The sequence below is a fragment of the Pigmentiphaga sp. GD03639 genome (genome assembly GCF_029845405.1).
In the GTDB taxonomy this organism is placed as follows: domain Bacteria; phylum Pseudomonadota; class Gammaproteobacteria; order Burkholderiales; family Burkholderiaceae_B; genus Pigmentiphaga; species Pigmentiphaga daeguensis.
This window is the reverse complement of sequence record NZ_JAOCLR010000020.1, coordinates 59997-86044: the sequence shown is the minus strand read 5'-3', so window position 1 is coordinate 86044 and position 26048 is coordinate 59997. Positions and strand designations below refer to the sequence as shown.

General features: G+C 67.2%; 29 protein-coding genes. 7 read left to right on the top strand and 22 right to left on the bottom strand.

The annotated features are described in order from the left end of the window. Positions 1–5 precede the first annotated feature (5 nt). The 3 genes from N5K27_RS19670 to tcuB all read left to right on the top strand — a co-directional run bounded on the left by N5K27_RS19670 (position 6) and on the right by tcuB (position 3635). Complete coding sequence (locus N5K27_RS19670; RefSeq protein ID WP_087840710.1) at positions 6–935, top strand: LysR family transcriptional regulator; 930 nt, start codon at positions 6–8, stop codon at positions 933–935. 77 nt (positions 936–1012) lie between these two features. Beyond that, positions 1013–2431 (top strand): FAD-dependent tricarballylate dehydrogenase TcuA, encoded by a 1419-nt coding sequence (tcuA, locus tag N5K27_RS19665; RefSeq protein WP_279818249.1) that lies wholly within the window; start codon positions 1013–1015, stop codon positions 2429–2431. After that, a complete protein-coding gene (gene tcuB, locus N5K27_RS19660) occupies positions 2418–3635 on the top strand; it encodes a tricarballylate utilization 4Fe-4S protein TcuB (protein ID WP_279818248.1) in 1218 nt (405 codons plus the stop codon). Before tcuA ends, tcuB begins: the two co-directional genes overlap by 14 nt. 22 nt (positions 3636–3657) lie before the next feature. On the opposite strand, the gene N5K27_RS19655 is transcribed toward tcuB, so the two are convergent. Genes N5K27_RS19655 through N5K27_RS19645 form a run of 3 tightly spaced genes read right to left on the bottom strand, consistent with a single transcriptional unit; the run spans position 3658 to position 6485 of the window. Beyond that, the gene (locus tag N5K27_RS19655; protein WP_279818247.1) at positions 3658–4416 is read right to left on the bottom strand and encodes an IclR family transcriptional regulator; all 759 of its coding nucleotides are present in this window, start codon (positions 4414–4416) and stop codon (positions 3658–3660) included. Positions 4417–4420: 4 nt separating this feature from the next. Continuing rightward, positions 4421–5923 carry a bifunctional 3-(3-hydroxy-phenyl)propionate/3-hydroxycinnamic acid hydroxylase gene (locus tag N5K27_RS19650; RefSeq protein WP_279818246.1) on the bottom strand — a complete coding sequence of 501 codons (1503 nt, stop codon included), beginning with the start codon at positions 5921–5923 and terminating at the stop codon, positions 4421–4423. After that, a complete protein-coding gene (locus N5K27_RS19645) occupies positions 5916–6485 on the bottom strand; it encodes a VOC family protein (protein ID WP_279818245.1) in 570 nt (189 codons plus the stop codon). Before N5K27_RS19645 ends, N5K27_RS19650 begins: the two co-directional genes overlap by 8 nt. 144 nt (positions 6486–6629) lie before the next feature. On the opposite strand from N5K27_RS19645, the gene N5K27_RS19640 reads away from it, so the two are divergent. Continuing rightward, a complete protein-coding gene (locus tag N5K27_RS19640; protein WP_279818244.1) occupies positions 6630–7604 on the top strand; it encodes a tripartite tricarboxylate transporter substrate binding protein in 975 nt (324 codons plus the stop codon). Here the strand turns inward: N5K27_RS19640 and N5K27_RS19635 are convergent. The 10 genes from N5K27_RS19635 to N5K27_RS19590 are packed head-to-tail and all read right to left on the bottom strand — an operon-like array spanning position 7591 to position 16439. Continuing rightward, positions 7591–8364: an HpcH/HpaI aldolase/citrate lyase family protein gene (locus N5K27_RS19635; protein WP_279818243.1), complete on the bottom strand. Its 774-nt coding sequence runs from the start codon at positions 8362–8364 to the stop codon at positions 7591–7593. The two genes, N5K27_RS19640 and N5K27_RS19635, sit on opposite strands and share 14 nt — an antisense overlap. 12 nt (positions 8365–8376) lie before the next feature. After that, positions 8377–9180 (bottom strand): 2-oxo-hept-4-ene-1,7-dioate hydratase, encoded by an 804-nt coding sequence (hpaH, locus tag N5K27_RS19630; protein WP_279818242.1) that lies wholly within the window; start codon positions 9178–9180, stop codon positions 8377–8379. A gap of 50 nt (positions 9181–9230) precedes the next feature. Then, a complete protein-coding gene (locus tag N5K27_RS19625; protein ID WP_279818240.1) occupies positions 9231–10064 on the bottom strand; it encodes an alpha/beta hydrolase in 834 nt (277 codons plus the stop codon). A 10-nt stretch (positions 10065–10074) separates the two neighbouring features. After that, the gene (locus N5K27_RS19620) at positions 10075–10908 is read right to left on the bottom strand and encodes an SDR family NAD(P)-dependent oxidoreductase (RefSeq protein WP_279818239.1); all 834 of its coding nucleotides are present in this window, start codon (positions 10906–10908) and stop codon (positions 10075–10077) included. Beyond that, positions 10905–11477 (bottom strand): 3-phenylpropionate/cinnamic acid dioxygenase subunit beta, encoded by a 573-nt coding sequence (locus N5K27_RS19615; protein ID WP_279818238.1) that lies wholly within the window; start codon positions 11475–11477, stop codon positions 10905–10907. The genes N5K27_RS19620 and N5K27_RS19615 overlap by 4 nt, the downstream gene beginning before the upstream one ends. Before the next feature lie 4 nt (positions 11478–11481). Then, on the bottom strand, positions 11482–12789 hold the full coding sequence (locus N5K27_RS19610) for an aromatic ring-hydroxylating dioxygenase subunit alpha (protein ID WP_279818236.1): 1308 nt from the start codon (positions 12787–12789) through the stop codon (positions 11482–11484). Continuing rightward, positions 12786–13619, bottom strand: coding sequence for a hypothetical protein (locus N5K27_RS19605; protein ID WP_279818234.1), 834 nt, complete (start codon positions 13617–13619; stop codon positions 12786–12788). Before N5K27_RS19605 ends, N5K27_RS19610 begins: the two co-directional genes overlap by 4 nt. Beyond that, positions 13604–13888 carry an extradiol ring-cleavage dioxygenase gene (locus N5K27_RS19600; protein ID WP_124691327.1) on the bottom strand — a complete coding sequence of 95 codons (285 nt, stop codon included), beginning with the start codon at positions 13886–13888 and terminating at the stop codon, positions 13604–13606. The genes N5K27_RS19605 and N5K27_RS19600 overlap by 16 nt, the downstream gene beginning before the upstream one ends. Positions 13889–13891: 3 nt before the next feature. Next, a complete protein-coding gene (locus N5K27_RS19595; RefSeq protein WP_130355479.1) occupies positions 13892–14851 on the bottom strand; it encodes a tripartite tricarboxylate transporter substrate binding protein in 960 nt (319 codons plus the stop codon). Between the two features lie 25 nt (positions 14852–14876). Continuing rightward, complete coding sequence (locus tag N5K27_RS19590) at positions 14877–16439, bottom strand: AMP-binding protein (RefSeq protein WP_279818230.1); 1563 nt, start codon at positions 16437–16439, stop codon at positions 14877–14879. A gap of 158 nt (positions 16440–16597) precedes the next feature. On the opposite strand from N5K27_RS19590, the gene N5K27_RS19585 reads away from it, so the two are divergent. Continuing rightward, on the top strand, positions 16598–17536 hold the full coding sequence (locus N5K27_RS19585; RefSeq protein ID WP_279818283.1) for a nitronate monooxygenase family protein: 939 nt from the start codon (positions 16598–16600) through the stop codon (positions 17534–17536). Here the strand turns inward: N5K27_RS19585 and N5K27_RS19580 are convergent. The 7 genes from N5K27_RS19580 to N5K27_RS19550 all read right to left on the bottom strand — a co-directional run bounded on the left by N5K27_RS19580 (position 17529) and on the right by N5K27_RS19550 (position 22772). Continuing rightward, the gene (locus N5K27_RS19580) at positions 17529–18188 is read right to left on the bottom strand and encodes a TetR/AcrR family transcriptional regulator (protein ID WP_279818228.1); all 660 of its coding nucleotides are present in this window, start codon (positions 18186–18188) and stop codon (positions 17529–17531) included. The genes N5K27_RS19585 and N5K27_RS19580 overlap by 8 nt on opposite strands. Positions 18189–18293: 105 nt before the next feature. Beyond that, entirely contained in the window at positions 18294–19241 is a 948-nt protein-coding gene (locus N5K27_RS19575; RefSeq protein WP_279818281.1) for a tripartite tricarboxylate transporter substrate binding protein, read from the bottom strand. A gap of 31 nt (positions 19242–19272) precedes the next feature. Next, positions 19273–19650, bottom strand: coding sequence for a chorismate mutase (locus N5K27_RS19570; RefSeq protein WP_279818226.1), 378 nt, complete (start codon positions 19648–19650; stop codon positions 19273–19275). 23 nt (positions 19651–19673) lie between these two features. Further along, positions 19674–19985 carry a non-heme iron oxygenase ferredoxin subunit gene (locus tag N5K27_RS19565; protein ID WP_130355484.1) on the bottom strand — a complete coding sequence of 104 codons (312 nt, stop codon included), beginning with the start codon at positions 19983–19985 and terminating at the stop codon, positions 19674–19676. 7 nt (positions 19986–19992) lie between these two features. After that, positions 19993–20466, bottom strand: coding sequence for an aromatic-ring-hydroxylating dioxygenase subunit beta (locus N5K27_RS19560; protein ID WP_279818222.1), 474 nt, complete (start codon positions 20464–20466; stop codon positions 19993–19995). 18 nt (positions 20467–20484) lie between these two features. Further along, a complete protein-coding gene (locus N5K27_RS19555; protein WP_130355486.1) occupies positions 20485–21744 on the bottom strand; it encodes an aromatic ring-hydroxylating dioxygenase subunit alpha in 1260 nt (419 codons plus the stop codon). Between the two features lie 44 nt (positions 21745–21788). After that, entirely contained in the window at positions 21789–22772 is a 984-nt protein-coding gene (locus N5K27_RS19550; protein ID WP_279818221.1) for a 2Fe-2S iron-sulfur cluster-binding protein, read from the bottom strand. A 116-nt stretch (positions 22773–22888) separates the two neighbouring features. Between N5K27_RS19550 and N5K27_RS19545 the strand changes: the two genes are divergently transcribed. Then, positions 22889–23794: a LysR family transcriptional regulator gene (locus tag N5K27_RS19545; RefSeq protein ID WP_130355488.1), complete on the top strand. Its 906-nt coding sequence runs from the start codon at positions 22889–22891 to the stop codon at positions 23792–23794. Between the two features lie 19 nt (positions 23795–23813). On the opposite strand, the gene N5K27_RS19540 is transcribed toward N5K27_RS19545, so the two are convergent. After that, entirely contained in the window at positions 23814–23984 is a 171-nt protein-coding gene (locus N5K27_RS19540; protein WP_165404349.1) for a hypothetical protein, read from the bottom strand. 219 nt (positions 23985–24203) lie between these two features. Here N5K27_RS19540 and N5K27_RS19535 point away from each other — a divergent pair, with 219 nt between their 5' ends. Then, on the top strand, positions 24204–25154 hold the full coding sequence (locus N5K27_RS19535) for a ribokinase (protein ID WP_279818217.1): 951 nt from the start codon (positions 24204–24206) through the stop codon (positions 25152–25154). Here N5K27_RS19535 and N5K27_RS19530 read toward each other — a convergent pair. Beyond that, the gene (locus N5K27_RS19530; protein WP_279818215.1) at positions 25138–25974 is read right to left on the bottom strand and encodes a GntR family transcriptional regulator; all 837 of its coding nucleotides are present in this window, start codon (positions 25972–25974) and stop codon (positions 25138–25140) included. The two genes, N5K27_RS19535 and N5K27_RS19530, sit on opposite strands and share 17 nt — an antisense overlap. Between the last annotated feature and the right edge of the window lie 74 nt (positions 25975–26048).

Below are 26048 nucleotides of genomic sequence, written 5' to 3'. Positions count from 1 at the left end.
CGACCTTGGAACTGCGCCAACTCCGCTATTTCGTCCGCGTCGTCGAGCTGGGCAGCATGGGCCGCGCCGCGCGCGAACTGGGGCTGGTGCCCTCCGCCCTGAGCCAGCAGATCAGCCGCCTGGAAGGCGAGCTGGCCACCCGGCTCCTGCAGCGCACCGCCACCGGCGTCATCCCCACCGACGCGGGGCTGGCTTTCTGGCGGCAGGCGCAGATGGCGCTGCGCCACGCCGACCAGGCCGTGGTCGCGGCGCGCGAGGCCCGGCTGTCGGGCGCGGTCAGCATAGGCTTCGCGCCGTCGACGGCATCGCTGCTGGCCCGCCCCTTCATCGCCGCCATGCAGGAACGCTATCCCGACGTGCGGCTGCATCTGGTGGAAAGCCTGTCCGGCCATCTGGCGGGCTTGCTGAACGCCCGCCTGCTGGACCTGGCCGTGCTGTTCCAGACCGACAGCGGCCGGCACTGGAGCGTCCTGCCCCTGCTGGACGAAAAGCTGTTCGTGGTGGCCCGGCCCGATCTCGTATCCGACCGCCAGCCCCGCCAGCCGATGACGGTGGCGGAAGCGGCGCGGCTGCCGCTGGCCATGCCCAGCAAGACGCACGGCCTGCGCATCCTGGTCGATGCCGCCTTCGACCGCGCGGGCGTCGAGCCGGACATCGCGCTGGAGATCGACGGCCTGACCACGCTGATGAACACCGTGATCGACGCGCCCATCGCCACCATCCAGCCCGGTGTCGCCGCCGGCGGGATGCATGAAGGGCGCCTGTGCCTGTATCCGCTGGACGACCCGTACCTGTTCCGGCGCAACGTCGTCACCAGCGTCTCGGACGACGAGTTGTCCCCCGCGGCGCTGGCCGCGCGGGTGGTGCTGGCCGACCTGATGCGCACGCTGGTGCGCGACGGCCATTGGCCGGGCGCCACCATTCACGAATCGTGAACACCTATTGCCCACGCGCCGTCTAGCCCGGCGCGGCCGCCCCGCCTACAGTGACTCCTCACTGATAGGAAAGCGGAATGATAGATGTCCTGGTCATCGGCGGCGGCAACGCCGCCTTGTGCGCGGCCCTGATGGCCCGCGAGGCGGGCGCCAGCGTCATGCTGCTGGAAGCGGCGCCCAAGGAATGGCGCGGCGGCAATTCGCAGCACACGCGCAACCTGCGCTGCATGCACGACGGTCCGGAAGACGTGCTGGTCGACAGCTACCCGGAAGAGGAGTTCTGGCAGGACCTGCTCAAGGTCACCGGCGGCATCACCGATGAGAAGCTGGCGCGCCTGGTGATCCGGGCATCGTCCAGTTGCCGGGACTGGATGCGCAAGCATGGCGTGAACTTCCAGCCCGCGCTGTCCGGCACCTTGCACATCGCCCGCACCAACGCCTTCTTCATGGGCGGCGGCCGGGCGCTGGTCAATGCCTACTACCGCAGCGCCGAGAACCTGGGCGTGCAGATCCGCTACGGCACGCCGGTGCATGCGCTGGAACTGGACGGCGATCGCTTCGTCGCGGCGCTGGCCGGGGACGAACGCATCCCCGCGCGCGCCTGTGTCATGGCGTGCGGCGGCTTCGAGTCCAACCTGCAATGGATGCGCGAAGCCTGGGGCCAGAACGAACGGGGCGAATGGCCGGCGGACAACTTCCTGATACGCGGCACCCGGTACAACCAGGGCGCCTTGCTGAAGTTCATGATCGACGCCGGCGCCGACATGATCGGCGACCCCACGCAATCCCATTGCGTCGCCATCGACGCGCGCTCGCCGCTGTACGACGGCGGCATCTGCACCCGCCTGGACTGCGTGTCGCTGGGCATCGTCGTCAATCGCGACGCCCAGCGCTTCTACGACGAAGGCGAGGACTTCTGGCCCAAGCGCTATGCGATCTGGGGCCGGCTGGTCGCCTTCCAGCCAAGCCAGATCGCCTATTCCATCATCGATGCCAAGGCGGTCGGACGCTTCATGCCGCCGGTGTTCAACGGCATCCGGGCCGACAGCCTGCCCGAGCTCGCGCGGCTGACGGGGCTGGACGAAACCCGCCTGGAACAGACGGTGCGGGAATTCAACGCCGCTTGCCGGGGCGAACACTTCGACCACACCATCATGGACGACTGCCGCACGGAAGGCATCTCGCCCGTCAAGACGCACTGGGCCCGGCCGCTGGATACGCCGCCCTATTTCGCCTATCCGCTGCGCCCCGGCATCACCTTCACCTATCTCGGCACCAAGGTGGACGAGAACGCGGCCGTGCACTTCGGCGGGCGTCCCAGCCCGAATCTGTTCTGCGCCGGCGAAATGATGTCCGGCAATGTGCTGGGCAAGGGCTATACCGCCGGCGTCGGCATGTCCATCGGCACGGCCTTCGGCCGCATCGCCGGCACCCGCGCCGCCGAGGCCGCGCGGCACCCTCGTATTCACGGAGCACCCGATCTTGAAGCAGCTTGAGGATCTCGCGCACGACGCGCAAACCCTGGCGGCCGGCGTACAGGCCGTGCCGATCCAATGGCGGACCCAAGCCGCCGCGCAAGGCGGCGCCTGTTCGACCGCGCTGACCGCCGACGAGAACGAAGCGGCCCGCGTCCTGCAAATATGCAATGCATGTCGCTATTGCGAGGGATTCTGCGCGACGTTCCCGGCCATGATGCGCAGGCTGGAATTCGGCAAGGCCGACGTGCACTACCTGGCCAACCTGTGCCACAACTGCGGCGCCTGCCTGCACGCCTGCCAATACGCGCCACCGAACGAATTCGGCGTCAACGTGCCCCGCGCGATGGCCAAGGTGCGCGTGCAGACCTACGGCGACTACGCCTGGCCAGGAGTCCTGGGACGCCTGTACCGGCACAACGGCGTCACGCTGGCCCTGGGGACGGCGTTCGCGCTGGCGCTGTTCCTGGTGCTGGCCGCCGCCATGAACGGCGGCATCCTGCACGCGCCGCTCGCCGGCGATTTCTATGCCATCTTCCCCCACAACCTGCTGGTGGCGATGTTCGGCACGGTATTCGTGCTGGCCATCGTCGCGCTGGGAGTGGGCGTGACGCGCTTCTGGCGGAACGTCTCGCCCGGCTCGCCCACCGCGCCGGCCGTGGCCGAGGCCGCGCACGACGCGCTGCGCCTGAAGTACCTGGACGGCGGACACGGCAAGGGCTGCAATGAAACGGACGACGCGTTCACGCTGGCGCGGCGCCGCTTCCACCATTTCACCTTCTATGGCTTCATGCTGTGCTTCGCCGCCACCTGCGTGGCCACGCTCTACCACTACGCGCTGGGGCTGCACGCGCCGTATCCGCTGACCAGCCTGCCCGTGCTGCTGGGCACCGGGGGCGGCATCGGCCTCTTGATCGGGCCGGCCGGCCTGCTGTGGCTGAACCTGCGCCGCCATCCGGCACATGGCGATCCCGACCAGCGCCCCATGGACCGCGGCTTCATCTGCCTGCTGTTCCTGACCAGCCTGACCGGCCTCGCGCTGCTGGCCCTGCGCGACACCGGCGCCATGGGCCTGCTGCTGGCCGTGCACCTGGGCGTGGTCATGGCCTTGTTCCTGACCCTGCCCTACGGCAAGTTCGCGCACGGCATCTATCGATGCGCCGCGCTGCTGAAGTGGAGCATCGAGCGGCGCCAGCCGAGCAATACGCGGCTGACGCCGGACTGAGGCGGGGGGAAAGGCGGCAGCCCTAGTCGCCCGCCAGTTCGCCGGCGATCCTGCCCGCCGCCTGCCTGACCAGTTGCACCACGCGCGGCACGTCCACCACGTCGATGCGCGGCATGTCTATCACCACCGACAAGGCCCCCCAGACGGCGCCGTCGGCCTTGGGTATGGGCGCCGCGATGGCTGCCAGCTGCGGCTCGAGTTCGCCGCGGGACACGTAATGGCCGGCCCGGCGGATCGCGGCGTAGTACTTCCGGAACGCCGGCCATTCCGTGGGCAGTCCGGCCCGGGCGATGTCGGCCGCATGCGCGTCGAACAGCTTGCGCAGCTGCGCGGGCGGAAACGAAGCCAGGATGACCTTGGGCGCGCCGCCGCTGAACAGCGGACGAGGCCGCCCGCGTCCGTAGGACAGCGTCGCGGGCGCCTTGCCCATCTCGCGGTGCGTGTCCAGGATCTGCGCACCGAACCAGGCCGAGGTCACGCAATCGAAGCCGGTCTTCTCCACCAGTTCGGCCATGTGGGGAATCGCGACCTGCAACAGCGGGTCGGCCCGCCGGATGTAGTAGTCCAGCACCACGATGCGCGGGCCCAGCGCGTAGCGCGAATCGCCGGCACGCTGCAGCAGCCCCGCGTCGCCCAGCGTCTTCACGTAGCGATAGCCGGTGGGCAGGGACACGTCCAGCAGCGACGCGATCTCCTCGGCGGTGCGGGTCAGGTGCTCGTCGTCGAACAGGTCCAGCACCCGCAGCATGCGTTCCAGGCTGGTGGCGGATTTTTCTTCCATGCGGTCATCGGGACAAAGCGACCTCGGCCGCGGGCAGGCGGGCCGTGATGCGCTCGAGTTCGTCGGAGGTGCGCGCCACGCCCATCAGGTAGCGGTCGGGACGCAGCACGATGGCCCGCGCGCCGTGCGCATCGAGCCAGGCCGCTAGTGTACGGCCCGGGCGGTCGAGCACCGTCGCGTCCATCGCGCGCCACCGCTCGCGCGTGGCCTGGCCCACCGCGCCCAGCACGCCGGGCTCGCCGATGATGGCCATGCGGTTGCCCAGCGCCTCGTCCAGCAGGCTGCCGTCATCCAGCCGGGGCTGCGGAAAGGGCTGCCCGGCGGGCGCGGGCGCATCGCCCTGGAGCCCCGGCCCCAGGGCGGGCGACGGGAACTCGAAGATCTCCGGCTCGCCGGCCGAGAAGCGCCGGTCGCGTTCGCGGGCCGCGTCGGGATCGGTGGTCTGGATGATGGCGCCCAGGCGCACGGCCAGCTCCACGAAGGCCCGCACGTGGGGCGCCCGCTCGGACTCGTAGGAATCCAGTAGCGTCTCGCCGGCGCGCCCGCGCAGCACCGCCTCGAGCTTCCAGGCCAGGTTGGCGGCGTCGCGCATGCCGGCGCACATGCCCTGCCCCAGGAAGGGAGGCGTCTGGTGCGCGGAATCGCCGGCCAGCAGCATCCGGCCCTTGCGCCAGCCGTGCGCCAGCACGGAATGGAAGGTGTAGACCACGGCGCGCTCGAGATCGGCCTGCTCGGGGGTGACCCAGCGGCGCACCAGGTTCCACAGCGTATCCGGCCGGACCAGGGCCGCGGTGTCGTCCCCCGGCATGATCATGATTTCCCAGCGACGGCGGCGTCCGACCACGTTGCAGTACGTCATGGGCCGCGCGGGATCGCAGTACTGGACGGTATGCGCGGGCAGGGATACCCCCTCGTCCTTCAGGATCGCATCGAAGACCAGCCACGGCTGGTGCAGGCCCAGGTCCTCCATCCTGCTGTCCATGGTCTTGCGGACCAGCGACCGGGCGCCGTCGCAGCCGACGGCATAGCGGGCGCGCGCGGTGCCGCCGTCCGACAAGTCCAGTTCGACCCAGTCGCCGCGTTCGCGCAATGCCGTCACTTCGCAGCCCAGCCGCACCGCCACGTCCGAGTGGCGGGCGACGCCCTCGCGCAGCACGCGCTCCAGCTCGGGCTGGTGGAAGTAGTAGTTGTTGGCGCACCCGTGCGGACCGTCGTCGGAGGTACCGCCGCGGATCAGCAGTGTCCGGCCCTCGGCGTTGACGAAGTGCATGCCCTGGTTGCCGGGACGCGCCACCTCCAGCACCGCCTCCCGCAGGCCCGCGCTCTGGAAAATGCGCATGACTTCGCCATCGAAATGGATGGCGCGCGGCAGGGGATAGACCTGGCGCTCCTTGTCCAGCACCAGGACGGACAGTCCCGCCTGCCCCAGCAGATTGGCCAGCATGGCCCCCACCGGCCCGTAGCCGACGATCGCCACGTCGGCCGTCATCGATGAACGTTCAGGCATGCTGGTCGGCTTCCATCCGTCGGGCGACCTCCGCCTGCCACCGGGCACGAGGCTGGAAACGGGGATAGCGGCGGGCGATGGCCTCCGCCTTGCGCATGATCTCCTCGTCGCTGTCGCGGAAGTCCACCGGTTCGCGCAGCGGCTGCTCGCAATACCAGTCGGTGTCCATGAACAGCTCCAGCCGGTTGCCTTCCGGATCCCGGCAATAGATGGACACGGCGTTGCCGTGCGTCACGGGCTGGATGTCATCCACGCCGGCCGCAACCAGCAGTTCGTGGAAGCGCCGCAACGTGGGCAGGTCGGGAACGCGGAACGATATCTGGTTCACGACGCTGAACCGCACGTCGTCGGGACGGCCCGACACCAGGACGATCTGGTGGTGTTCGGCCGGGTCGCGGCTCAGGAAGATGAGGCGGGTATGGCCCAGGTTGCCGCGGTCGGTCTCGGTGAAGCGCAGCACGGTCCGGTAGAAGTGCGCCAGCGCGTCGATGTCGCGCGCGTACAGCCCAAGATGACTGAAGGCGAGCGGCAGGCTGGCCTGGGGGGCGCGGGAGGGTTGCATTGTCATTACTCCTCCTTTTGTTCTCTTTAAAAGAGAATAAAAGTTGATTTTTTGTTTGTCGTATGTTTTTAATATATACGAATTCTCTTATTTTGATAATAGACCAACAAAAATCACGATCGTGATGAACCCAGGAGACTCTCCATGAATCCGCTGTTACGCCGCATCGGCCTGCCCGCCATCGCCCTGGCGGCCCTCGTTTCGACCGGCGCCCACGCCGAGGACTACCCCGCACGGGCGGTCCGCATCATCGCTCCCTTCGCCGCCGGCACCGGACCCGACGCCAATGCCCGAGAGATCGCGGCCGAGCTGACCAAGGTGCTGGGACAAACAGTGTTCGTGGACAACCGGCCGGGGGCCTCCGGCATCATCGGCACCGAGGCTGCCGCGCGCGCCACGCCCGACGGCTACACCCTGTACATCGGCACCACCAGCACGCTGTCGGTCGTGCCGCACCTGTATTCCAAGCTGCCCTTCGATGCGGCCAAGGACTTCACGCCGGTCAGCCTGCTCGGCATCCTGAACACCGGACTGATCGCCACGCCCAAGCTGGCGGCCAACGACGTACGCGCCCTGCTGGCCTTGATGAAATCCAGGCCCGATGCGGTCAACGTGGCCACCCAGGGGCCGGGCAGCTACTCCCACCTGTCGGGCGAATGGTTTGGTTTCAGCGCCGACACCAAGCTGAATTTCGTGCCCTACAACAGCAACAGCCCCTATGCGGACCTGCTGGCGGGCCAGGTGCAACTGATGTTCGACGGGCTTCCGGCGGCGGCGGGCAACATCCGCGCGGGCAAGCTCAAGCTGCTGGCGATCACGGGCAAGCAGCGGCACCCCACCTTCCCCGACGTGCCGACTTTCGCCGAGTCGGGCATCGCCGACTTCGAACCCATCGCCTGGCAGGGGCTGCTGGCGCCGGCCGGCACCCCCAAGGCCATCGTCGACAAGCTGAGCGAAGCCATGCGCAAGGCCGCGCGGTCGCCGGAGCTGGCCGAGAAATGGCGCTCGTATGGGGGAGAACTGAAGGGGGACACGCCGGCGGAATTCGCGGCGTTCATCGCGGCCGACCGCGCCAAGTGGGGCGAGGTCGTGCGCAAGGCCAAGGTCAGGCTGGATTGATCCAGGCGGCGGCCAGTTCGCGGGTGGCGCGCGCCAGCAAAGCGGCATCCACGCCCACCGCGACGAAGCTGGCGCCTTGCTCCAGATGTTGCCGTATCAGGGCGGAATCCGTGGCCAGCGTACCCACCGCCTTGTCATGCGACAAAGCCCCCCGCCTTGCCCGATCGATGGCCGCCCGCACCTCGGGATGACCCGGCTCCCCCAGGTGCCCCATGGAAGCAGCCAGGTCAGCCGGACCGATGAAGATACCGTCGACGCCGTCCACCGCGGCGATCTGCGCGACACGGTCCACGCCGGCCGCGGTCTCGACCTGCGCCAGCACGCATATCTGCCCGTTCGCCGCGTACAGGTAGTCCGCATAGGTGGCCCACCGCGAGGACCGCGCGATGGAACTCCCCACGCCGCGCGTCCCGTGCGGCGGATAACGCGTCGCCGCGACGATCGCCCGCGCCTGCTCCGCGGACTCGACCATGGGAACGAGGAAATTCTGGACGCCGATCTCCAGGTACTGCTTCAACAGCACGGCGTCGCCGTCGGGCACGCGAACAACCGGCGCCGGCGGATAGGCGGCCAATGCCTGCAACTGCGCCAGGACGCTGCGCAAGTCGTTGGGACCGTGTTCCCCATCCAGCAGCAGCCAGTCGAATCCGGCCTGGGCGCAGATCTCCAGGCTATAGGGATCGGCCATCGCGGCCCATAGGCCGATAAGCCGCCGGCGGTCGATGAGCGCACGCTTGAAAGCATTCTCGGGCAGATTCATGCCATGTCCCCGTCAGGCGAAGCGAAAGCCGATCGAACCCAGCTGACCGTAGTCCGCATGGAAGGTATCCCCCCGGGCGCCCGGTACGGGCCGGGTGAAGGATCCGGCCAGGACGATCTCGCCCTCGCCCAGCATTTCATCGTGGCGCGCCAGCTTGTTGGCCAGCCACGCGATGCCGGTGGCCGGATGGCCCAGCACGGCGGCGGCCAGCCCCGACTCCTCGATGATCCCGTTCTTGTGCAGCAGGGCGCCGCACCACCTCAGGTCCACGGCGTCCGGCCGCACCGGCCGGCCTCCCAGCACCACGCCCGCGCTGGCGGCGTTGTCCGAAATGGTATCGAACACCTTGCGCGGCCGGCCCGACTCCCGATCCGTCTGCTCGATGCGCGCGTCGATGATCTCCAGCGCGGGCACCACGTAGTCCGCGGCGCGCAATACGTCGAAGACGGTCACTCCCGGTCCGCGCAACGGCCGGCCGAGCACGAAAGCCAACTCGACTTCCACGCGCGGCGCCAGAAACCGGTCGTGCGCGATGTCATGACCCGACTCATGGAACATGTCGTCGAGCAGGGCGCCATAGTCGGGCTCGTCGATCTGGCTGGACTGCTGCATGGCGCGCGAGGTCAGGCCGATCTTGTGCCCGCGCAGCGTCCGGCCGCTCTCCCGCTTCAGGCGCATCCACGCCCGCTGGATGCCATAGCCGTCGTCCACGGTCATGTCGGGATGGCGCAGCGAGAACTGCCGCACCGGCACGCGACTGTGTTGAGCCGCCTCCAGCTCCTTCGCGAGCCGCAATGAGGTATCGGAATCGAGCACGGGCTTTCCTTATCGGGTAGAGGGCGCGAATCGCACAGACAGCCTGGCGGTCACGCCAGGAAGGACATGGCCGACTGGACGAAGGCATCCTGCCGTTCGATCTGCACCCAGTGGCCGCATTGGCCAAACATGAGCAGGTCGGCGCGCGGACACCGCCGGGCGATACGAAGCCCGCACTCCACGGGTACGCGCTGGTCGTCGCGCCCATGCAGCACCAGGACGGGCGCCGCGATCGACTCCAGGTCCCGTTCCGGAATGCCTTTGACCATCTTGACCTCCCCCGCCTGCCCGGGCTCGGGGAACAGTTTGCGGTAGGCGTCCATGCCGCCCGCCTGCAGGCTGACCTCGTGGCGCAGCCTCACCATCTCGTCGGTGATCACGGCCGGATCGTAGGGAAAGGTGCGCAGCAGCTCCGCCATGTTCTCCAGCGATGGCTGGTAGTACCAGGACCTCGCCGACGAGGCGCGCTGCTCGAACTCTCCGGCCGGCGTGCCCATGAGCACCATCCGGCGGACGCGGTGCCCATTGCGCAGCGCCACGGCCAATGCCAGCGCGCCGCCGAACGAATTGCCCACCAGATCGGCCTGCTGCACGTTCATGGCATCCATGAATCCCAGCAGGTGCTGTACCCACACCTTGATGTTGTACCGCGCACCCGGCTGCCGCTCGGTGAAGCCGAAGCCGACGATGTCCGGGACCAGCACCCGGTGCCGGCGCGCGAACGCGGGCATGACGCCATGCCAGTTTTCCCAGCCGCTGACCCCTGCCCCCGAACCGTGCAGGAAAATGACCGGCGGCCCGTCGCCCGCCTCGTGATAGTTCGTGCGCAATCCGTTGGCCTCGACGGTCTTGCCCACGGCCGGATGTCTCGCGGAAATGTCCATGCCCGTTTCCTCAAATCGAGCGGGCGGCCACGCCGCCGTCGCTCATGAATATTTCGCCGGTGACCGCGCGCGCGTTGTCGCGGCTGGCCAGCAGCACATAAAGGCCGGCGTGGTCGCGCGGCCGCTGAGCGAACGCCAGCGGCACCGCCGCCGATACACGTTCATCAAAGGCGCGCGGATCGGCATCGATCTGGCGGCCACCATGTCCCAGCGTCTGCGTGCCCCGCAGTCCCGTCAGCGTGCCGCCCGGCCCGACGCCGTTCACTCTCACCCTGGGTGCCAGCTCCAGGGCCAACTGACGCACCAGGCCGACCACGGCGTGCTTGCCCATGGTGTAGAGCACGCCTCCGCCCCCCGCATGGAAGCTGGCCACCGAGGCGGTAAAGATCATGCAGCCACCGGCTGCCTCCAGCGCCTCGCGCGCGGCCATGGCCGCGTACAGATAGCCGCGCAAGTTGACCGCGAACAACTCGTCCATCGTCGCCGCCAGGGCCGAGGCGGTATAGCCTCTCAAGGGCCGGCGAAAATCGAACAGCCCCGCGTTGCCCACCAGCACGTCCAGGCCGCCGTAGCTTGCCAGCGCGCGTTCGACCGCCTGTTCGTGGACCGCATGGTCGCGTACGTCGCCGATCACCGGTTCGACGCGACTCCCGTGCTCCCGGGCCAACTCGTCCAGGCCAGCCCGGTCGGCATCCACGCATACCACGCCCAGCGCGCCTTCTTCCAGGTAGCGTTCGGCCACCGCGCGGCCGATGCCGCTGGCCGCTCCGGTAATGACCGCGACCTGCCCCGCCAGCCAGCCGGACGAGGAAGAAGCGCCGCGTTCGAGAGCCCGTGTATTCATAGGAATACGTTCAGGTTCTTGGCCAGCAGGACGGTCTGCGTGATGACGATCTCGCGCGACGCCAGGCGCAGGCCGCCGTCCTCCACGCGCCGCAGCACGTCGTTGCGGCGGCCGGACAACCAGTACTCTTCCGCCTCGCCCCTGCCCCGGCAATTGACGAAGGCGGAGTACACCCGGTATTGGCCGGGCGCATCGGTCAGTTCGACCTCGATATTCGAGATGATGTGGCAGGAGCGGGTCGGCGGATCCTCGGCCCATGCCGTCGGATCGAGAAAGCGGGTCACCCGCCGCCGCATGTTCAGCAGGTCGTCATCGAAGAATGCCATGCGCCGGGGATCGAGCCTGGGCTTCTTGTCCCGCCGGTGACGCGACTGGATACCGGGCATCCAATAATGGACATCCTCGGTCATCAGTCCCAGCCACTCCTGGTAGCGTTCGTCGTCCAGCAGGCGGGCCTCGCGATACAGGAACTGCTCCACTTCGAACACCAGGTCCCGCGGCGGCAGCATCGGCGGCGGCGGCGCGACCGGCTTGCGCAGGGTGGGGGTCTCGCCTAGGTTCACGGGCATGTGCTCAGCTCCTGGATACGTGCGCGCGCTCGTCGCACATCAGCTTCAGCCACTGGCGGTAGAAGGCGCGCTGGTTCGAATCGTTGTACTTGCGCAGATGCACCGCCCCCTTCAGCTCGGGATGCTGGATGCCGCTGTCCAGGCCCAGCGCGTAGTGCAGCTTCTGGCGCCGGGTCACCACGCCATCGTTGGTCTGCGTCGAGTTCTCCCAGTTGTCGCCATCGTCCATCTCCAAGGTGCCCGACGGCGAGAAAGTCCTCATGACCCCCTTCATGTACAGGCTCTTGAGGCTTTCAGGCGCGGACTTGTTGACCAGCACCCAGGTATGCAGTTCTATTCCCTTCGGCCCCTTGGGATGCCAGGTGCGGAAAGTGCTCTGGCCGGGCAGGAAGGACATATGGGGAAACAGGTTGGCCGAACTGATGGACCCCACCATGCGCGATCGCAGCTTGCCCAGGCGGGCGGCTACTTGCTCCTCGCGCTCGCGCAGGTAGTCGACGATGTCCTGTTCGCCCAGCACCATCGCGTTGCCGACCATGTCGAGGCCGAATTGCCAGCCATGTCCGTTGACGTTGATCTGGTAGCTGTTCTCCTGGTTCGACTTGCCCACGCCCATCCCCAGCATCGCCATCGCGCCCGAGTTGTGCGTCCAGGCGGCGTGGTACGAATCGCCGGCGAAGTTCTCCGCCGGGAACTTCCAGTTACATGCCATGCGCGACTTGATGCTGCCTTCCAGAAATTCCGTACCGTCCTCATCGTTGTCCAGCAGCACGTCCAGGTACCAGCGATAGTCGCCCAGGTAATCCTCCAGGCCGGACGCTTCCTCGTCGAAGGTCGCGAACACCAGTCCCTTGTAGGATGCGACCCGGGCCCGGTGCAGGCCGAGATCGCCCGGATCGAAGCCAGGGCAGGTCTGCCGATAGACGTCCTCCTGGGGCAGCGCCACCAGCGCGCCGTCCAGCCCGAAAGTCCAGCCGTGATAGTTGCAGGTGAAGCGCCGGCGATTGCCGACCTCGGCCAGGCTGATGCGGTTGCCGCGGTGCGTGCAGGAGTTCAGGAAGACGTTGATCGCGCCATTGCCGTCCCGGGCCACGATCACCCCGTCCTCGCCCATGTAGGTGGTCAGGAAGTCGCCGGGCTCCGCGACCTGGCTCTCGTGCGCCACGAACAGCCAGCAGCGGGCAAAGATGCGTTCGAGCTCCAGCCGGTAGACGGCCTCGTCCCAATACACGCGGCGGTCGATCGCGCCACGTTCCAGATCCACCAGCGCGCGGAGCTCGTCCGGACCGGGTTGAATAACGTCAGTCGTCATGCTGGCTCCAGGACTTCGGCGAACCCCAGGCCGGTCACCCATTCTTCGCCGTGCTCATAGCACAGCACTCGTCCGGTCCGGCCCGGCAGCGCGCCCATCATGCAAAGAAAATTCCTTATCTCGAAAGCGCCGTTGCCGCCCTGCTCCAGGATCTCGGCATCGCTCATCTCCAGCAGGCCATGGGAATCGCCCCGCGCCACGCAATCGAGCACGCGATGGTCGAAGGCCTCGTTCACCCGTCCCATCTGCGGCATGCCGACCCAATGGCTGATGCCACCGGAACCGATCACCACGACGCGGTCGTCGGTGTCCCAGGCCTCGACCGCCGCGCGCAGGGCGCCGCCCAGTTGGTGGGCCCGCCGCAGCGATATCACCGGCTCCACGCCGCTGGCCAGGTAGACCGGTATCACGCCGCGCACCGAGGGATTGACGAGCGCGCACACGCGCGCGGGCAGGCCGATCGAATGGTCCACGCGCAGCACCTTGGCCACGGCCCAGTCGTATCCATGGTCCCGGCCATGGCGCGCGATGTGCCCGGCAAGCGGCGCATGGTTGGGAATCGCGCCCTGGTCGATGCCGGCGAACTTCTCATAAGGTCCGCTGACCTCGCCTATCCCGATCAGATAGCTCGGCAGGCATCCCGGCCCGAACAGCACGTAGTGGTCGGCGCCGACCACGACCACCGCGGTGGCTTCCAGTTCGCCTATGCGGCGCGCGATCTCGCCATAGGCCGCCATGACCCGGTGCTGGCCTTCCGTCCAGCGCTCCCTGGGCATGTAGAAGATGCCGGGTTCATGCGGCATGACGAAGCCGCCTACGATGCTTGCCATGCCCCCTCCTCCCGCGCTTCGCGCAGCCTCGCCAGATAGGAGGCCCTCGTCCGCGACGGCGCGTTCATCATCCAATAGCCATAGGTCAGCAATGGGCTGACGCCCTCGCGCTGCAATTGCGCCACGTCGAATTCCACGACCATCCTGGCCTGGGCGGGTTCCAGGCGGTAGCGTGCAAGAAACCCCGCGGCATCAGCCGCGAAAGCCTCACGCGCATCGCGGCGCGTTCCCAGGTCGTACAACACCTGCTCCAGCATGTATCCGCTCATGGCCTACTCCGCTTCCACGCCGGCCGCCCGCACGATGACGCCCCAGCGCTCGTTGTCGCGGCGAATGTAATCGGCGAAACCGGCCGGCGACATCTCGCGCGTGACCGCGCCTTCCTGCGCCAGCCTGTCGCGCATGCTCTGTTCCTTCATCGCCTTCGCCAGCGCCGCCCCCAACGTGGCGATGATGTCGGACGACGTTCCCTTGGGCGCCGACAGCCCGAACCAGGACGTGGCGACCACCTGGGGCAGTCCCTGCTCGGCGAATGAGGGGATGGCGGGCGCCGACGGCGACCGCTGTTCCGACGTCACGCCATAGGCGCGCAGTCGTCCGGCGCTGACATGGGGAAGCGTGCCCGGCATGCTGCCGAAGTACAGGTTCACCTGGCCCCCCACCACGTCCTGGATGGCCGGAGCTTCCCCACGGTACGGCACGTCGCGGTACTTGGCGCCGATGGCGTTGAAGAACATGGCGGCCGTCAAATGCGAGAAGCCGCCCTTGCCGGTAGTCGCGATGGCCGTGCCGGCGGTATCGGCCTTCAGTCTGGAGACCAGTTCGGGCAGGTTGCGTGCGGGATACGACACGGGAGAAACCAGCAGGATGGGCGCTTCGCCGATGAACCCGATCGGAATGAACTCGTCCAGGCGATAGGGGAGCTTCTTGTAGATGTGGGGATTGACCGCGAACGACGTGGCCGTCGCGAGCAGGATGGTGTAACCATCGTTGGGAGCCCTGGCAGCGGCGTCCACGCCCACGATGGTGGCCGCGCCCGCCCGGTTGTCGACGAATACCTCCTGCCCCAATGCCTCGGCCATGACCTTGGCCACCAGGCGCGCCAGCACGTCGGTGGTGCCGCCCGCCGGATACGGCACGATCAGCCGTATGGGGCGTTCCGGATACTTCGCCCAGCAGGGGAATCCCGCCAAGGCGGCCGACAGGGCCGCCGCGACCGCAATAGTTCGCATCGTCGTCTCCTCGGTGCGTGCTCGTTCAGATGGCCGCCGCCCGCCCGGCCCAATAGGGATCGCGCAACTTGCGCTTCATCAGCTTGCCGGAGTCGTCCCGGGGAAGCTCATCGACGAAGACGAACTCCCGGGGAACCTTGAAATTCGCCAGCTTGCTCTTCAGGAAGCCGCGCAGCGCGTCTTCCGACAGGGCCAGGCCGTCGGACGGCAGCACGAAGGCCACCAGCCTTTCCCCGTACTCGGCATCGGGCACGCCGATCACCGCGCTGTCGGCCACGCCCTCGTGCTCGGCCAGCGCGCATTCGATCTCGGCGGGATAGATGTTCACGCCACCGGAAATGACCATGTCCTTCTTCCGATCGACCAGGAACAGGTAGCCGTCTTCGTCCAGATAGCCGACGTCGCCGTTGGTAACCAGCCCGTCCCGGTCGACCTGGACCCGCTGCGCGTCGGCGTTCAGGTAGGTGAAGTTGGGCACCCCTTGCAGTCCCACGTAGATCTCGCCGATCTGCCCGGCGCCAAGGCGCTCGCCATTCTCGCCATAGACACGCAGCTCCCGTCCCGGCCAGGCCCGGCCGAGGGTTCCTGGCCGGGCCAGCCACTCCTCGGACGAACTGCGGCTGGCCATGCCGGTTTCCGTCGCCCCGTAGTACTCGTGGATGACCGGCCCCCACCAATCGATCATGGCCTGCTTGATCTCGCGGGCACAGGGCGCCGCGCCGTGGATGACGAACTCCAGCGAACTCAGGTCATGGCGTGCCCTGACCGCCTCGGGCAGGCGAAGCAGCCGCACGAACATGGTGGGAACCAGATGCAGGTGGGTGATGCGCTCGCGCTCGATCAACGCCAGCAATTCCTCGGCATCGAATCTCGGCATCAATGCGATGCTGCCTCCCGAATTCAGGACCGACCGGGTATAGGTGTTGGGCGCGCTGTGATACATGGGGCCGGCCATGACGGTACGCACGCCGGGGCGCAGGTCGAACCATTGCTGCGACAGCGCCGCGAAGCGGCGGGCCGCGTCCGGCTCGAGCGCCGCGCGCCGCACCCCCTTGGGCCGCCCCGTGGTTCCGCTGGTATAGATGATGCTGCCGCGAGTGCCCGCCGCGGAGCGATCCTCCAGCTCGCCATGGGCCGCGATCACTTGCTCCAGGCTCTCCACCCCGGAAGGCACGGCACAGCATCCGGCATCCAACCCGTAGGCCCGCTGGATCTCGGGCGGCGTGGGACTGGCGATGACCCGCACGCCGCGTGGTATCGCCCCGCCCATCCCCACCAGCAGATCCGCATGAGCCAGCAGTACCGGCGCCGCCGCATCGGCAAGGATGAATGCCGATTCATCCGCTTTCTGGTGCCAGTTGATGGGCACCGCATAGGCCCCGAGCAGGCTGGCGGCGATCATGGCCTCAAGGAAGCAGAGGTCGTTGCGCATCAGTATCGCGAGCGCGTCGCCTTCCCTGACACCTCCCTCGCGCAGGCCCTGAGCCAGACGCGCGCCGCGGGACCAGAGCGAGCGCAGCGCAACGCTGCGTTCGCCGATCGACGCGTGACCGGATGCTGGGCCAAAAGAGTGATCGGAGCTCGTCATTGCTTCTTGCCTTGAACTGGATTCCGTTCCATACTGGTCGGTATGGAAGCTACTCTATTGAACGCCCCCATGACCGTCAACCCTGGGAGAAACCCTTGAACACGCCTCGTCCGCGATCGCACCGCGTTGCTCATCCATGGCGCCTGCGCATCCCCGCGATGGGCTCACCCATGTTCATCGTCTCGTCGAAGGAACTGGTGGCGGAGCAATGCAAGGCGGGCATCATCGGAGCCTTCCCATCCTTGAACGCGCGCCCGGAAAGCGAGCTGTCGCTCTGGCTCTCCCATGTGCAGGCGCAGATAGATGAATGGAACCGCGGCTCGCCGCCATGGCCCGCCGCCCCCTACGCGGTCAATCTCATCGTCCATCCGAGCAATCCACGCCTGGCCCACGACCTGGAGATCGTCTGCGAACACGAATCGCCCATCGTCATCACCAGCCTGAATCCCCCCGGTGAAGTGGTCGACCGCGTACACGCCTACGGTGGCATCGTGCTGCACGACGTCTCGACGCTGCGCCATGCGCGCAAGGCCGTCGATGCCGGCGTCGATGGCCTCGTCCTCGTTTGCGCGGGCGCAGGCGGACACACCGGCAGCATCAACCCGATGGCGTTCACCGCCGAAGCGAGGCGTTTCTTCGATGGACTCATCGTGCTGTCGGGGTGCATCGCCGAAGGCCGCCAGGTGCTGGCCGCACAGGCAATGGGGGCCGACCTGGCCTACATCGGCACGCGCTTCATCGCCTCGCACGAGGCCAACGCCCAGGCGTCTTACAAGAACATGGTGGTAGATGCGACGGCGGCCGACATCGTCTGCAGCGATGCGGTCACGGGGCTGCCCGCCAACTACCTCGTCCGCAGTTTCGAGGCGGCGGGAGTCGACATCGGCACGCTGGCGTCCCGCGAACGCCGCAGTTTTTCATTCGGCAAGCGGGCGGACAGCGGCGAGGCCAAGGCATGGCGCGACGTCTGGAGCGCCGGCCAGGGCGTGGGCGCAGTCACCGGCATCGCCTCCACCGCCGCCATCGTCGATGGACTGGCGGCCGAATATGCCCAGGCCCTGGCGGATCTCGAACGCTTGGCCGGGCGGGCTACTTGACGGGCGAAGGAAAGAAAATGGTGTCGAGCGCGGCCTGCCGCATCGCCAGTTTCTGCTGCTCGGGGTAGGCGAAGATCAGGCGCAGGCCCGTCGAAAAACTATAGTGCAGGCAGGCCAGCAGCTCCGGATCGACCTTGGCGCCCATCTCGGCATATAAGCTGGTCAGGTAGGTCAGCCGCTGCTGGTCGACGTCGGCCACGGCGCTGCGCACGGCGGGATTCGTCCGGGCCCAGTTGCGCACGGCCAGTTCGATGGCACCGCCGAATTCGTCGATGGGCGAGTTGGTGCCGATGAAGGCGATCAGGCGGATTTTTTCCTGCGGGGACGTAGACGCGCTTTCGACGATCTCGATCACGCGCAGCGTGGCGTGCTGCTTCCACTCCTCGATCAGCGCGAGCAGCAGGTCGTCGCGCGATTCGAAATGCCAATAAAAGCTGCCCTTGGTCACTCCCAGGTCCGTGGCCAGGCGCGGGATCAACACGGCGTCCACCCCGGATTGCGCCAGCACACGCAGGCCTGCGCGCACCCAATCGGCCCGCTGCAGGTCGGTCTTGACGCCTCGCGCCGAGGCCGCCCGACGGCCCGGCTTCGGGGCCGCCGCCCTCTCCGGCTCGGCCCGCGGCTTGCGCTTCGTTCCAGTTTCGTTCTTCATATGCAATGAGCCATCCTGATCTTCCCCCGCAAGCGCGACAGGCCGGCTTGCGGGGTATCGGCTCCTATTTTGCAGCATGCCCGCCAGTCTGGGCAGGATTCCCGTCTATTGCCCCTTCAACCCCAGCTTCCTGATCAACGGCGCCCAGCGCTTGAGCTCGTCGTCCATGTAGCGGCGGAACGCCTGCGGCGTTGTGGCGGCCGGCTCCATGTATTGCGTCTCGAGCTTCTTGCGGACTTCCGGGTCCTTCAACGCGGTAATCAGCGCATCCGACAGCTTCTTCTGGATGTCGGCCGGCACCTTGGACGAAATCACGAAGCCTATCCAGGCCGAACCCTCGATGCCGGGCACGCCGGCCTCGCCCAGGGTCGGGATGTCGGGCAGCAGCGCCGAACGCTTGGACGAAGTCACGGCCAGGGCCTTGAGCCGGCCGTCCTTCACCATGGGCATGACGGCGATGGGCGGCAGTGCCGCGAACTGGGTGTCGCCGGACAGCAGCGAGGTCAGCGCGGCGGGGGACGACGGATACGGTGCGTGCACGGCCTTGGCGCCGATCTGCTGCAGCATCAGCTCCACTGACAGGTGCGATACCGTGCCGGCGCCGGTGGACGGAAAGTTGTACTTGTCCGGATTCTTCTTGAGCGTGTCCAGCAATTGCGCCACGTTGGCGATGCCCGACGCGGTCGGCACCACGAGCACGTTGGGCTGGTGCACCGCCAGCGTCAGCGGTGCAACGTCCTTGGCGGGATCGTAGGGCAGCGAGTCGAACAGCACCGTGTTGTTGACCAGCGGGCCGGTAATCGACACGCCGAAGGTGTAGCCGTCCGGCGGCGCCTTGGCAATGGCATTGGTACCGATGTTGCCGCTGGCGCCAGGACGGTTCTCGACCACCACGGTCTGGCCCAGCAGCCCCCCCAGGCGGTCGCTCACCACGCGCGCGACCTGGTCGGGGCTGGAACCGGGCCCGAACGGCACGATAAGTTTCAGCGGATGGGCCGGCCAGGCCTGCGCCTGGGCCGCGAGCGGCAGCGCGCAGGCCACCAGCGCGGCCATCACTCCTCGCGCCGCGGCGCGTTTCCATTCCTTATGCATGTCCGTCCTCCGTGCTGGTCATTCTGTCGTGATACTTCTGTTCGACGGCGATGAACGCGGCCACCAGCGCGCGGTAGCCGGCATCCACCACGTCCTCCAGGCCTTCGAACCCCCGATTGTGGCGGGTGGCCAGCGCGCGCACCTTGGCGAACACCTCGGCCTGACGCGCCGGGGCGCTGACCTGGAAGGCGTCCTTCTTGAAGCGCGCGGCGTCCTTCACGTACATGGCGCGCTGCGCCAGCAGCGCCACGATCTGGTCGTCGAGCCGGTCGATGCTGGCGCGGACCTCGGCCAGCGTCGCGCACAGCGGCCGGTACGCCGGATCGGTGTAGGCCCGTAGCGGGCGGCCCGCCTGGTCAGGCTCCTGCATGCATGTCTCCTTGTCGCGAATTTCTACGCCAGTTGCAGCCAGATGCGTCCGCCCTCGACCTTGAGGGGGTAGGTCTTGATGTCTTCGGTCAACGGCGCGCACATCGCCTTGCCGCTGCGCACGTCGAAGCGGCCCTGGTGCAGCGGGCATTCGATCTCCGCGCCTTCCAGGAAGCCATCGCACAGGCGCGCGTGGCCGTGCGTACAGATGTTGTCGGTAGCGTAGAACTCTCCTTCCACACTGTACAGCGCCAGGTCCTTGCCCGCCGCCTGCACGCCGATCACGTCGTCTTCCGGCACGTCATCCGTCGCCGCCACATCGGTCCAGTCAGCCATGGTCACCTCAAATCGGATAGATCAGGGAATTGGGAATCATCTCGGTATCGAACACGCACACGCGCGACGCGAACTTCAGCCCCTCGGGGGTGCGCCGGATGCGGTCGATGTAGCGGCCCACGTTGAAGACCGTGGACTCGCCGGTCAGCTTGGTGCGGAACACGGCGTAGTTGGCCTCCACGTGCAACTCGCCATCCTCGTCCTTCAGGATGCGGGGCAGGCCGCACAGGTGCCGCTGGTAATAGGGATCGTGGAACAGGGTCTCGCTGATGCCGTACACGCGGTCCTTGAGCATGCCCTTGCTGATCAGGTAGAGCGTGGCCAGCGGCAGCCCGCGATCGAAGTTCTCGCGCGGCTGGATCTTGTACTCGCATTCGTCCAGGAAGAAGTCGGGCCACGCCTCCCATTGGCGGCTATCCACGACCGCCGCGTAGTCGGCATGCAGGCGGGCCACTTCCAGATAGGTCTGCACATCGTTCATGTTCGTTTCTCCAGGCCCTCAGACGTCCATCACTTTTCGCCAGTACTCGTACATGCCGCGGATCAGCGTCTCGGTCACCATGTGGTCCGTGTTCTCGACCGCTGTCCCGCCCAGTTCCGCCAGGGCGCGGTGGTAGGGCTTCTGCTCGAAACCGCTTTGCGAAAACTCGATGACCTCGCCGTCGTCGGCCGAGACGAATCCCGCCGGGCCGAACAGGTTGGCCTGGACCAGGCGGCGCTGGATCATCTCCGGCGTATCGTCCTCGAAGGCGAAATGCGTCCAGACGAAATCGAACGAACCATGGCCGTTCGGCTGGATGTGCCGCGTGGACACGCTGTTGACCTGTTGCTGGAAGATCACGCTGGGAAAGATCGTCATCATCACGGCGGTGGGTTCGCCCCACCACGGCTCGTGCACGATGTCGAGCAGGCGCTTGTCGTTGATCTCCATCGTTTCCTTGAAGCTGGTCACGCCGGCGGTAACCTCGGACTTCACGCCCGCCGAGCCGCGCGTGGAGATCATGGCGGCGTGGCGGAACCGCTCGTCCATCTTCAGCTCGGACTTGTTGTCCGCGCGCCAGAGGCCGTAGGTGATGAACCAGGTGTGCAGCAGGCCCGGATGGTACGGGTCCTTGATGTTCTCCTGCATCAGCTTCCAGTTGCCCGGGATGCGCTGGCGGTTGTAGCCCAGCAGCTTGAGCTTGCGGCCGTTGAACAGGCGGTCGAAATAGCCCAGGATGACCGGCCCCAGGAACTCCTCCAACGACGGCACGTCATGGTCGAACGAGGCGAACACGACGCCCCCGCGAGTGGCGACCTTGAGCTTGTTCAGGTTGTTGTCCGCGGTCTTGAAGTCGGCCGGCATGCCGCCGTTGACCTTGCCGCCCTGCTTGACGCCGCGCCGGAACGGCACGCCCTGCAGGTCGCCTTTCAGCGTGTAGTTCCACTGGTGATAGGGACAGACGAGTTCCTTGCGGTTGCCGCTGCGCTCGCGGCAGAACTGCATGCCCCGGTGCGCGCAGACGTTCTCGATCACATGGATGGTCTCGTCCTCGGCGCGGGTCATGATGACCGAGCGCTCACCCACCACGGTGCGCTTGAAGTCGCCCGGGTTGGGGATCTCGGCCTCCAGGCCGACGTAATTCCAATGGCCCGAATAGAAGAAGCGCTCCAGCTCCTTCTTGTAGAGCGACTCGTCGGTATAGGCCCAGAACGGGATGCGGCTGGAACCGCTGTCCTTCCATTCGAGTTCGCGCGGGAAAACGGTGGTTTCGCCCATGCTTGCCTCCTTGTCGTGATGGTTGGGATCGCGCGCGGGCGCGGTCAATCGCTGCTTGCGTAGAAAGCGTCGGCGTAGACGTGGTCGGCGGACAGGCCCTTGCGCGCCAGCACCAGGGCGGCGGCGTCGACCATGGGCGGCGCCCCGCACAGGTAGGCGCGCCAGCCCGCCAGGCCGGCCCAGTCGGCGTCGACCGCGTCCGTCACCAGGCCGCTGCGATGTCCCGGCAGTTCGGCCCCGGCCGCCACGACGATGTGCACGCGCAGATTGTCGTGCCGGGCCGCCAGCGCGTCGAGCCAGGATTTGCCGTAGACGTCCTGTTCGGAACGCACGCCGAAGTACAGGTGGATGTCGTTGCGCATGCCCGCCTCGAGCGCGCCGCGCACGATGGACAGCACGGGCGCCAGCCCGGTCCCGCCGGCCACGCACAGTATCGGACCGGTGTGCTTGCGGCGCAGGTAGGCCGTGCCCAGCGGGCCGCTGACGCGCACCTGGTCGCCCACCTTCAATCGGGTGTCGATGTAGCCCGAGACGCGCCCCTCGGGCACCACGCGCACGTGGAACTCCAGCTCGTTGCCGCTCAGGCAGGCCATCGAATACGGCCGGATGTGCTCGGGGGTGAATTGCAGCGTCGCGTACTGGCCGGGCGAGAACTCCAGCGTCTTGGCCGATTGCAGCACCACGCGGCGAATGTCGTGGGTGACGGCCTCGATGCTGGCCACCGAAGCCTTGAGCACCCTGGCCGGGTGCACCACCAGTTCGTCGACCTCGGGGATCTCGATGGTGCAGTTGTCCGTCAGCACGCTCATGCAGGCGAGCACGTAGCGGCCGTCATGCGGGTTGGTGAGCTTGGCCTCGCGGCCCGACTCCAGCACGCCGCCGTCCAGCACCTTGCATCGGCAGGTGCCGCAACGGCCGGCCATGCAGCTGTAGGACACCGGCACGTCGTTGCTGCGCAGCGTCTGCAGCAGGTTCGCGCCCGGCTCCACCGCCAGCGAGCGGCCCATGGGCTGAACGACCAATTCCATGTGTGTCTCGCGTCTTGGAGTAGTTGTATTCGTCGACGAAAGTATAGGAACGGGCGGATTATTTATATATAGAATATCGTGAATAGACTCAATCACCAGCGTGAATGGTGACGCCCATGGAACTGAAAGACATCGACCTGAACCTGCTGGTCGTCTTCAACCAGATGCTGATGGAACGCAAGGTATCCGGCGCGGCCCAGAAGCTCGGGTTGACGCAGCCGGCGGTCAGCAACGCGCTCAACCGGCTGCGCAAGCTGCTGGGCGATGACCTGTTCCTGCGTACCACCCGCGGCATGGAGCCCACGCCCTACGCGCGGCAGCTGGCCGAGCCGATCGCCTACGCGCTCGGCACCATCCAGGACACGCTGAATTTCCGCAGCAGCTTCGATCCGGCCAGCAGCAACCGCACCTTCACGGTGGGCATGACCGACATAGGCGAGATCTATTTCCTGCCCAGGCTGATGGAGGCCGCCGCCCGGATCGCGCCCGGCGTGTCGATCAACACGGTGCGCAACACCACGGTCAACCTCAGGGATGAAATGGAAGCCGGCCACGTGGACCTGGCCATCGGGCTGCTGCCACAGCTCAACGCCGGCTTCTTCCAGCGCCGGCTGTTCACGCAGAAGTACGTCTGCATGTTCCGGCGCGGCCACGAACTGGACGGCCGCAAGCTCACGCTGGATGCGTTCCGCAAGGCCGACCACGTGGTGGCGGTATCGGCCGGCACCGGGCATGGCATCGTCGACGAATTCATGAAGAAGAAAGGCGTGCAGCGCAAGGTGCGCCTGACCGTGCCGCACTTCGTGGCGATCGGCCACATCCTGCGATCGACCGACATGATCGCCACCGTGCCCGAGCGCTACGCGAACGAGTGCCTGGAGCCGTTCAACCTGACCGCGGTGAACCATCCGGTGGCGCTGCCCCGGATCGGCATCAATCTATTCTGGCACGCGAAGTTCCACCGCGAGCCGTCCAACCAGTGGCTGCGCGGCCTCATCTTCGACGAGTTTTCGGACCCGTGAGGCCGCGCGTGGCCCACGGCTATTTCCGGACCGTTTCCACCTTGCCGTGATGGTGATCGGAGGAAGCGACATCCTGCGGGGTCTCTTCATTCTTGTCCCCGCCGTTGAACATCATCAGGAGCTTGACCAGGATGTATATGACGGCCACCGTTGCCGCGATGATGCCGATAAAGACCAGAAATGTAGCCATGGCGAGTCCTCCTATTGAGAACTTCCAGTCTAGTGTCGGCCCCCCCGCCGTGGCCGCCTGGACGGTTACTATCCGGAAAGGGGCCATTTGGCGCTCACGCCCGTCATACGCGCGATTCGGGCGCCAAAGACCATTACGAAGTCGTAATGCAAGGCGCTCGCCGGCGCAGGAAGGGTTTGCTCGACCATGAAAGGCCACCCGCGACACGAGGACCCTGCCATGTCCGCCAAGCCGCCGCGCATCGCCGTCCTGGGCAGCTTCATGCAGGCCTGCTGCTGGAGCGTGGATCGGCTGCCCCGGCCGGGCGAAACGCTGCGGGCCCGCGGCTTCGTCGCCGAGGCGGCGGGCAAGGGGCTGGCCGTGGCGGTGGGATGCCACCGGCTGGGCGCCCGGGTCGACCTGTTGATGGCGATCGGCAACGACACCCCGGCCGATAGCCTGCTGTCATGGCTGCACGGCGAAGGACTGGACACCCGCCGGATCCTGCGCTGCGGCCAGCCCTCGGGCCACGGCGCGGGATTCATCGGCGCCGACGGCGACAACCAGATCGTCGTGCACCCCGGTGCCAACGAGGCACTGGGACCGGACCAGATCGCCGCGGCGGAAGAAGACATCGCGTCGGCCGCGCTGCTCTACGCCCAGCTCGAAGTCCCGCTCGACACGGTGCGCGCCGCGCTGGCGCGGGCGCGCGCGCACGGCGTTCTGGCCGTGCTCAATCCCTCGCCCTGGCAGGCGTTGCCGGACGACGTCCTGGCCTGCACCGACGTGCTGGTCGTCAACGCAGGCGAAGCGCAGGCCCTGCTGGAATGCGCCTTGCCGGCCGGCCGGGACCAGCGGCTGCGCGCGATCGCGTCCGCCCTGCCCTCGCTCTGGCGGCGCTGGCCGGGAAACTGGCTGGTGGTCACGCTGGGCGACCAGGGCAGCGCGGCGTGGAGCCGCGACGGCGCACACCACGTGGCCGCGCCCATTCCCACCCGCATAGTCAAGACCATAGGCGCGGGCGATGCCTTCAGCGCCGGCCTGTGCCGGGCGCTGGCCGGCGGACGAAGCATGGCGGCCGCGCTGGAGACGGCCGGCGCCTGCGCCGCGTGGTCGATCGCGCATCCCGGCATCCTGGCCTCGCTGCCGGACCGCGACGGGCTGCGCGCGATGCTCAGGACCGGAGCTTGAGCCGGTAGACGTAGGCGTCGCCGCGGAACGTGCCTTCCACGTATTCGACCAGGACGTCCTGGGCCGAATGGGATCGCCGCTTCAGCAGCAGGCAAGGCCCGGGCTGCGCGAAGCCGAAGACCTCGCCTTCTTCCGGCGAGCTGAACACGGCCTCGACCGACTGGTCGGCCCAGGCCAGTTCGATGCCGCAGTGTTCGCGCAGGTGGGCGTACGCCGACCCCTTGCCATCCCATTCCGCCAGCCCGGGCGCGACGGCCAGGTCGTACCACGCGACCTCGCGCGACATGGGCGCGTCGTCGGCCAGGCGCACCCGCACCAGCTTCAGGAACTCGGCATTCGAGGGCCGCCCGAAGATCGACGCCACCATGCGGTCCTGGACCACGGCGCGCGCCAGCACCCGGGTCGAGGGAACCAGCCCCAGCTCCCGCATTTCCTCGGTGAACCCCTTGAGCCGCTGCATGGCCGGCGACACGCGTGGAGCCGCCTTGACCACGGTGCCGCCGCGCCCCTGCGAACTGGCCACCGCCTGGGTATCCCGCAGGGCGTCATAGCAGCGCTTGATGGTCGTGCGGCTGAGGTTCAGCGCCTGGGCCAGCACGCGCTCGGACGGCAGCCCGTGGCCGGGACGCAGTTCGCCGCCGTCGATCAGCGCCTGGATCTGGCGCTGCAACTGGATGTAGTACGGCGTGGTGACGGTGTCGTGCAGGCGCAGCCGCGAAAGCAGCAACTCCAATACCGGATCGGCCGGGCCGGGAGCTTGCAGGGGCATGGGCAGGAAGGGCTCGAAGGGAAATATTGTGACGCGCCTTGCAATGGACATGAAAAAAGAATCCAATTACGGAAAACAAGATACCAAAAATAAATCCATAAGCACAGATCCGATTCATCAGGACG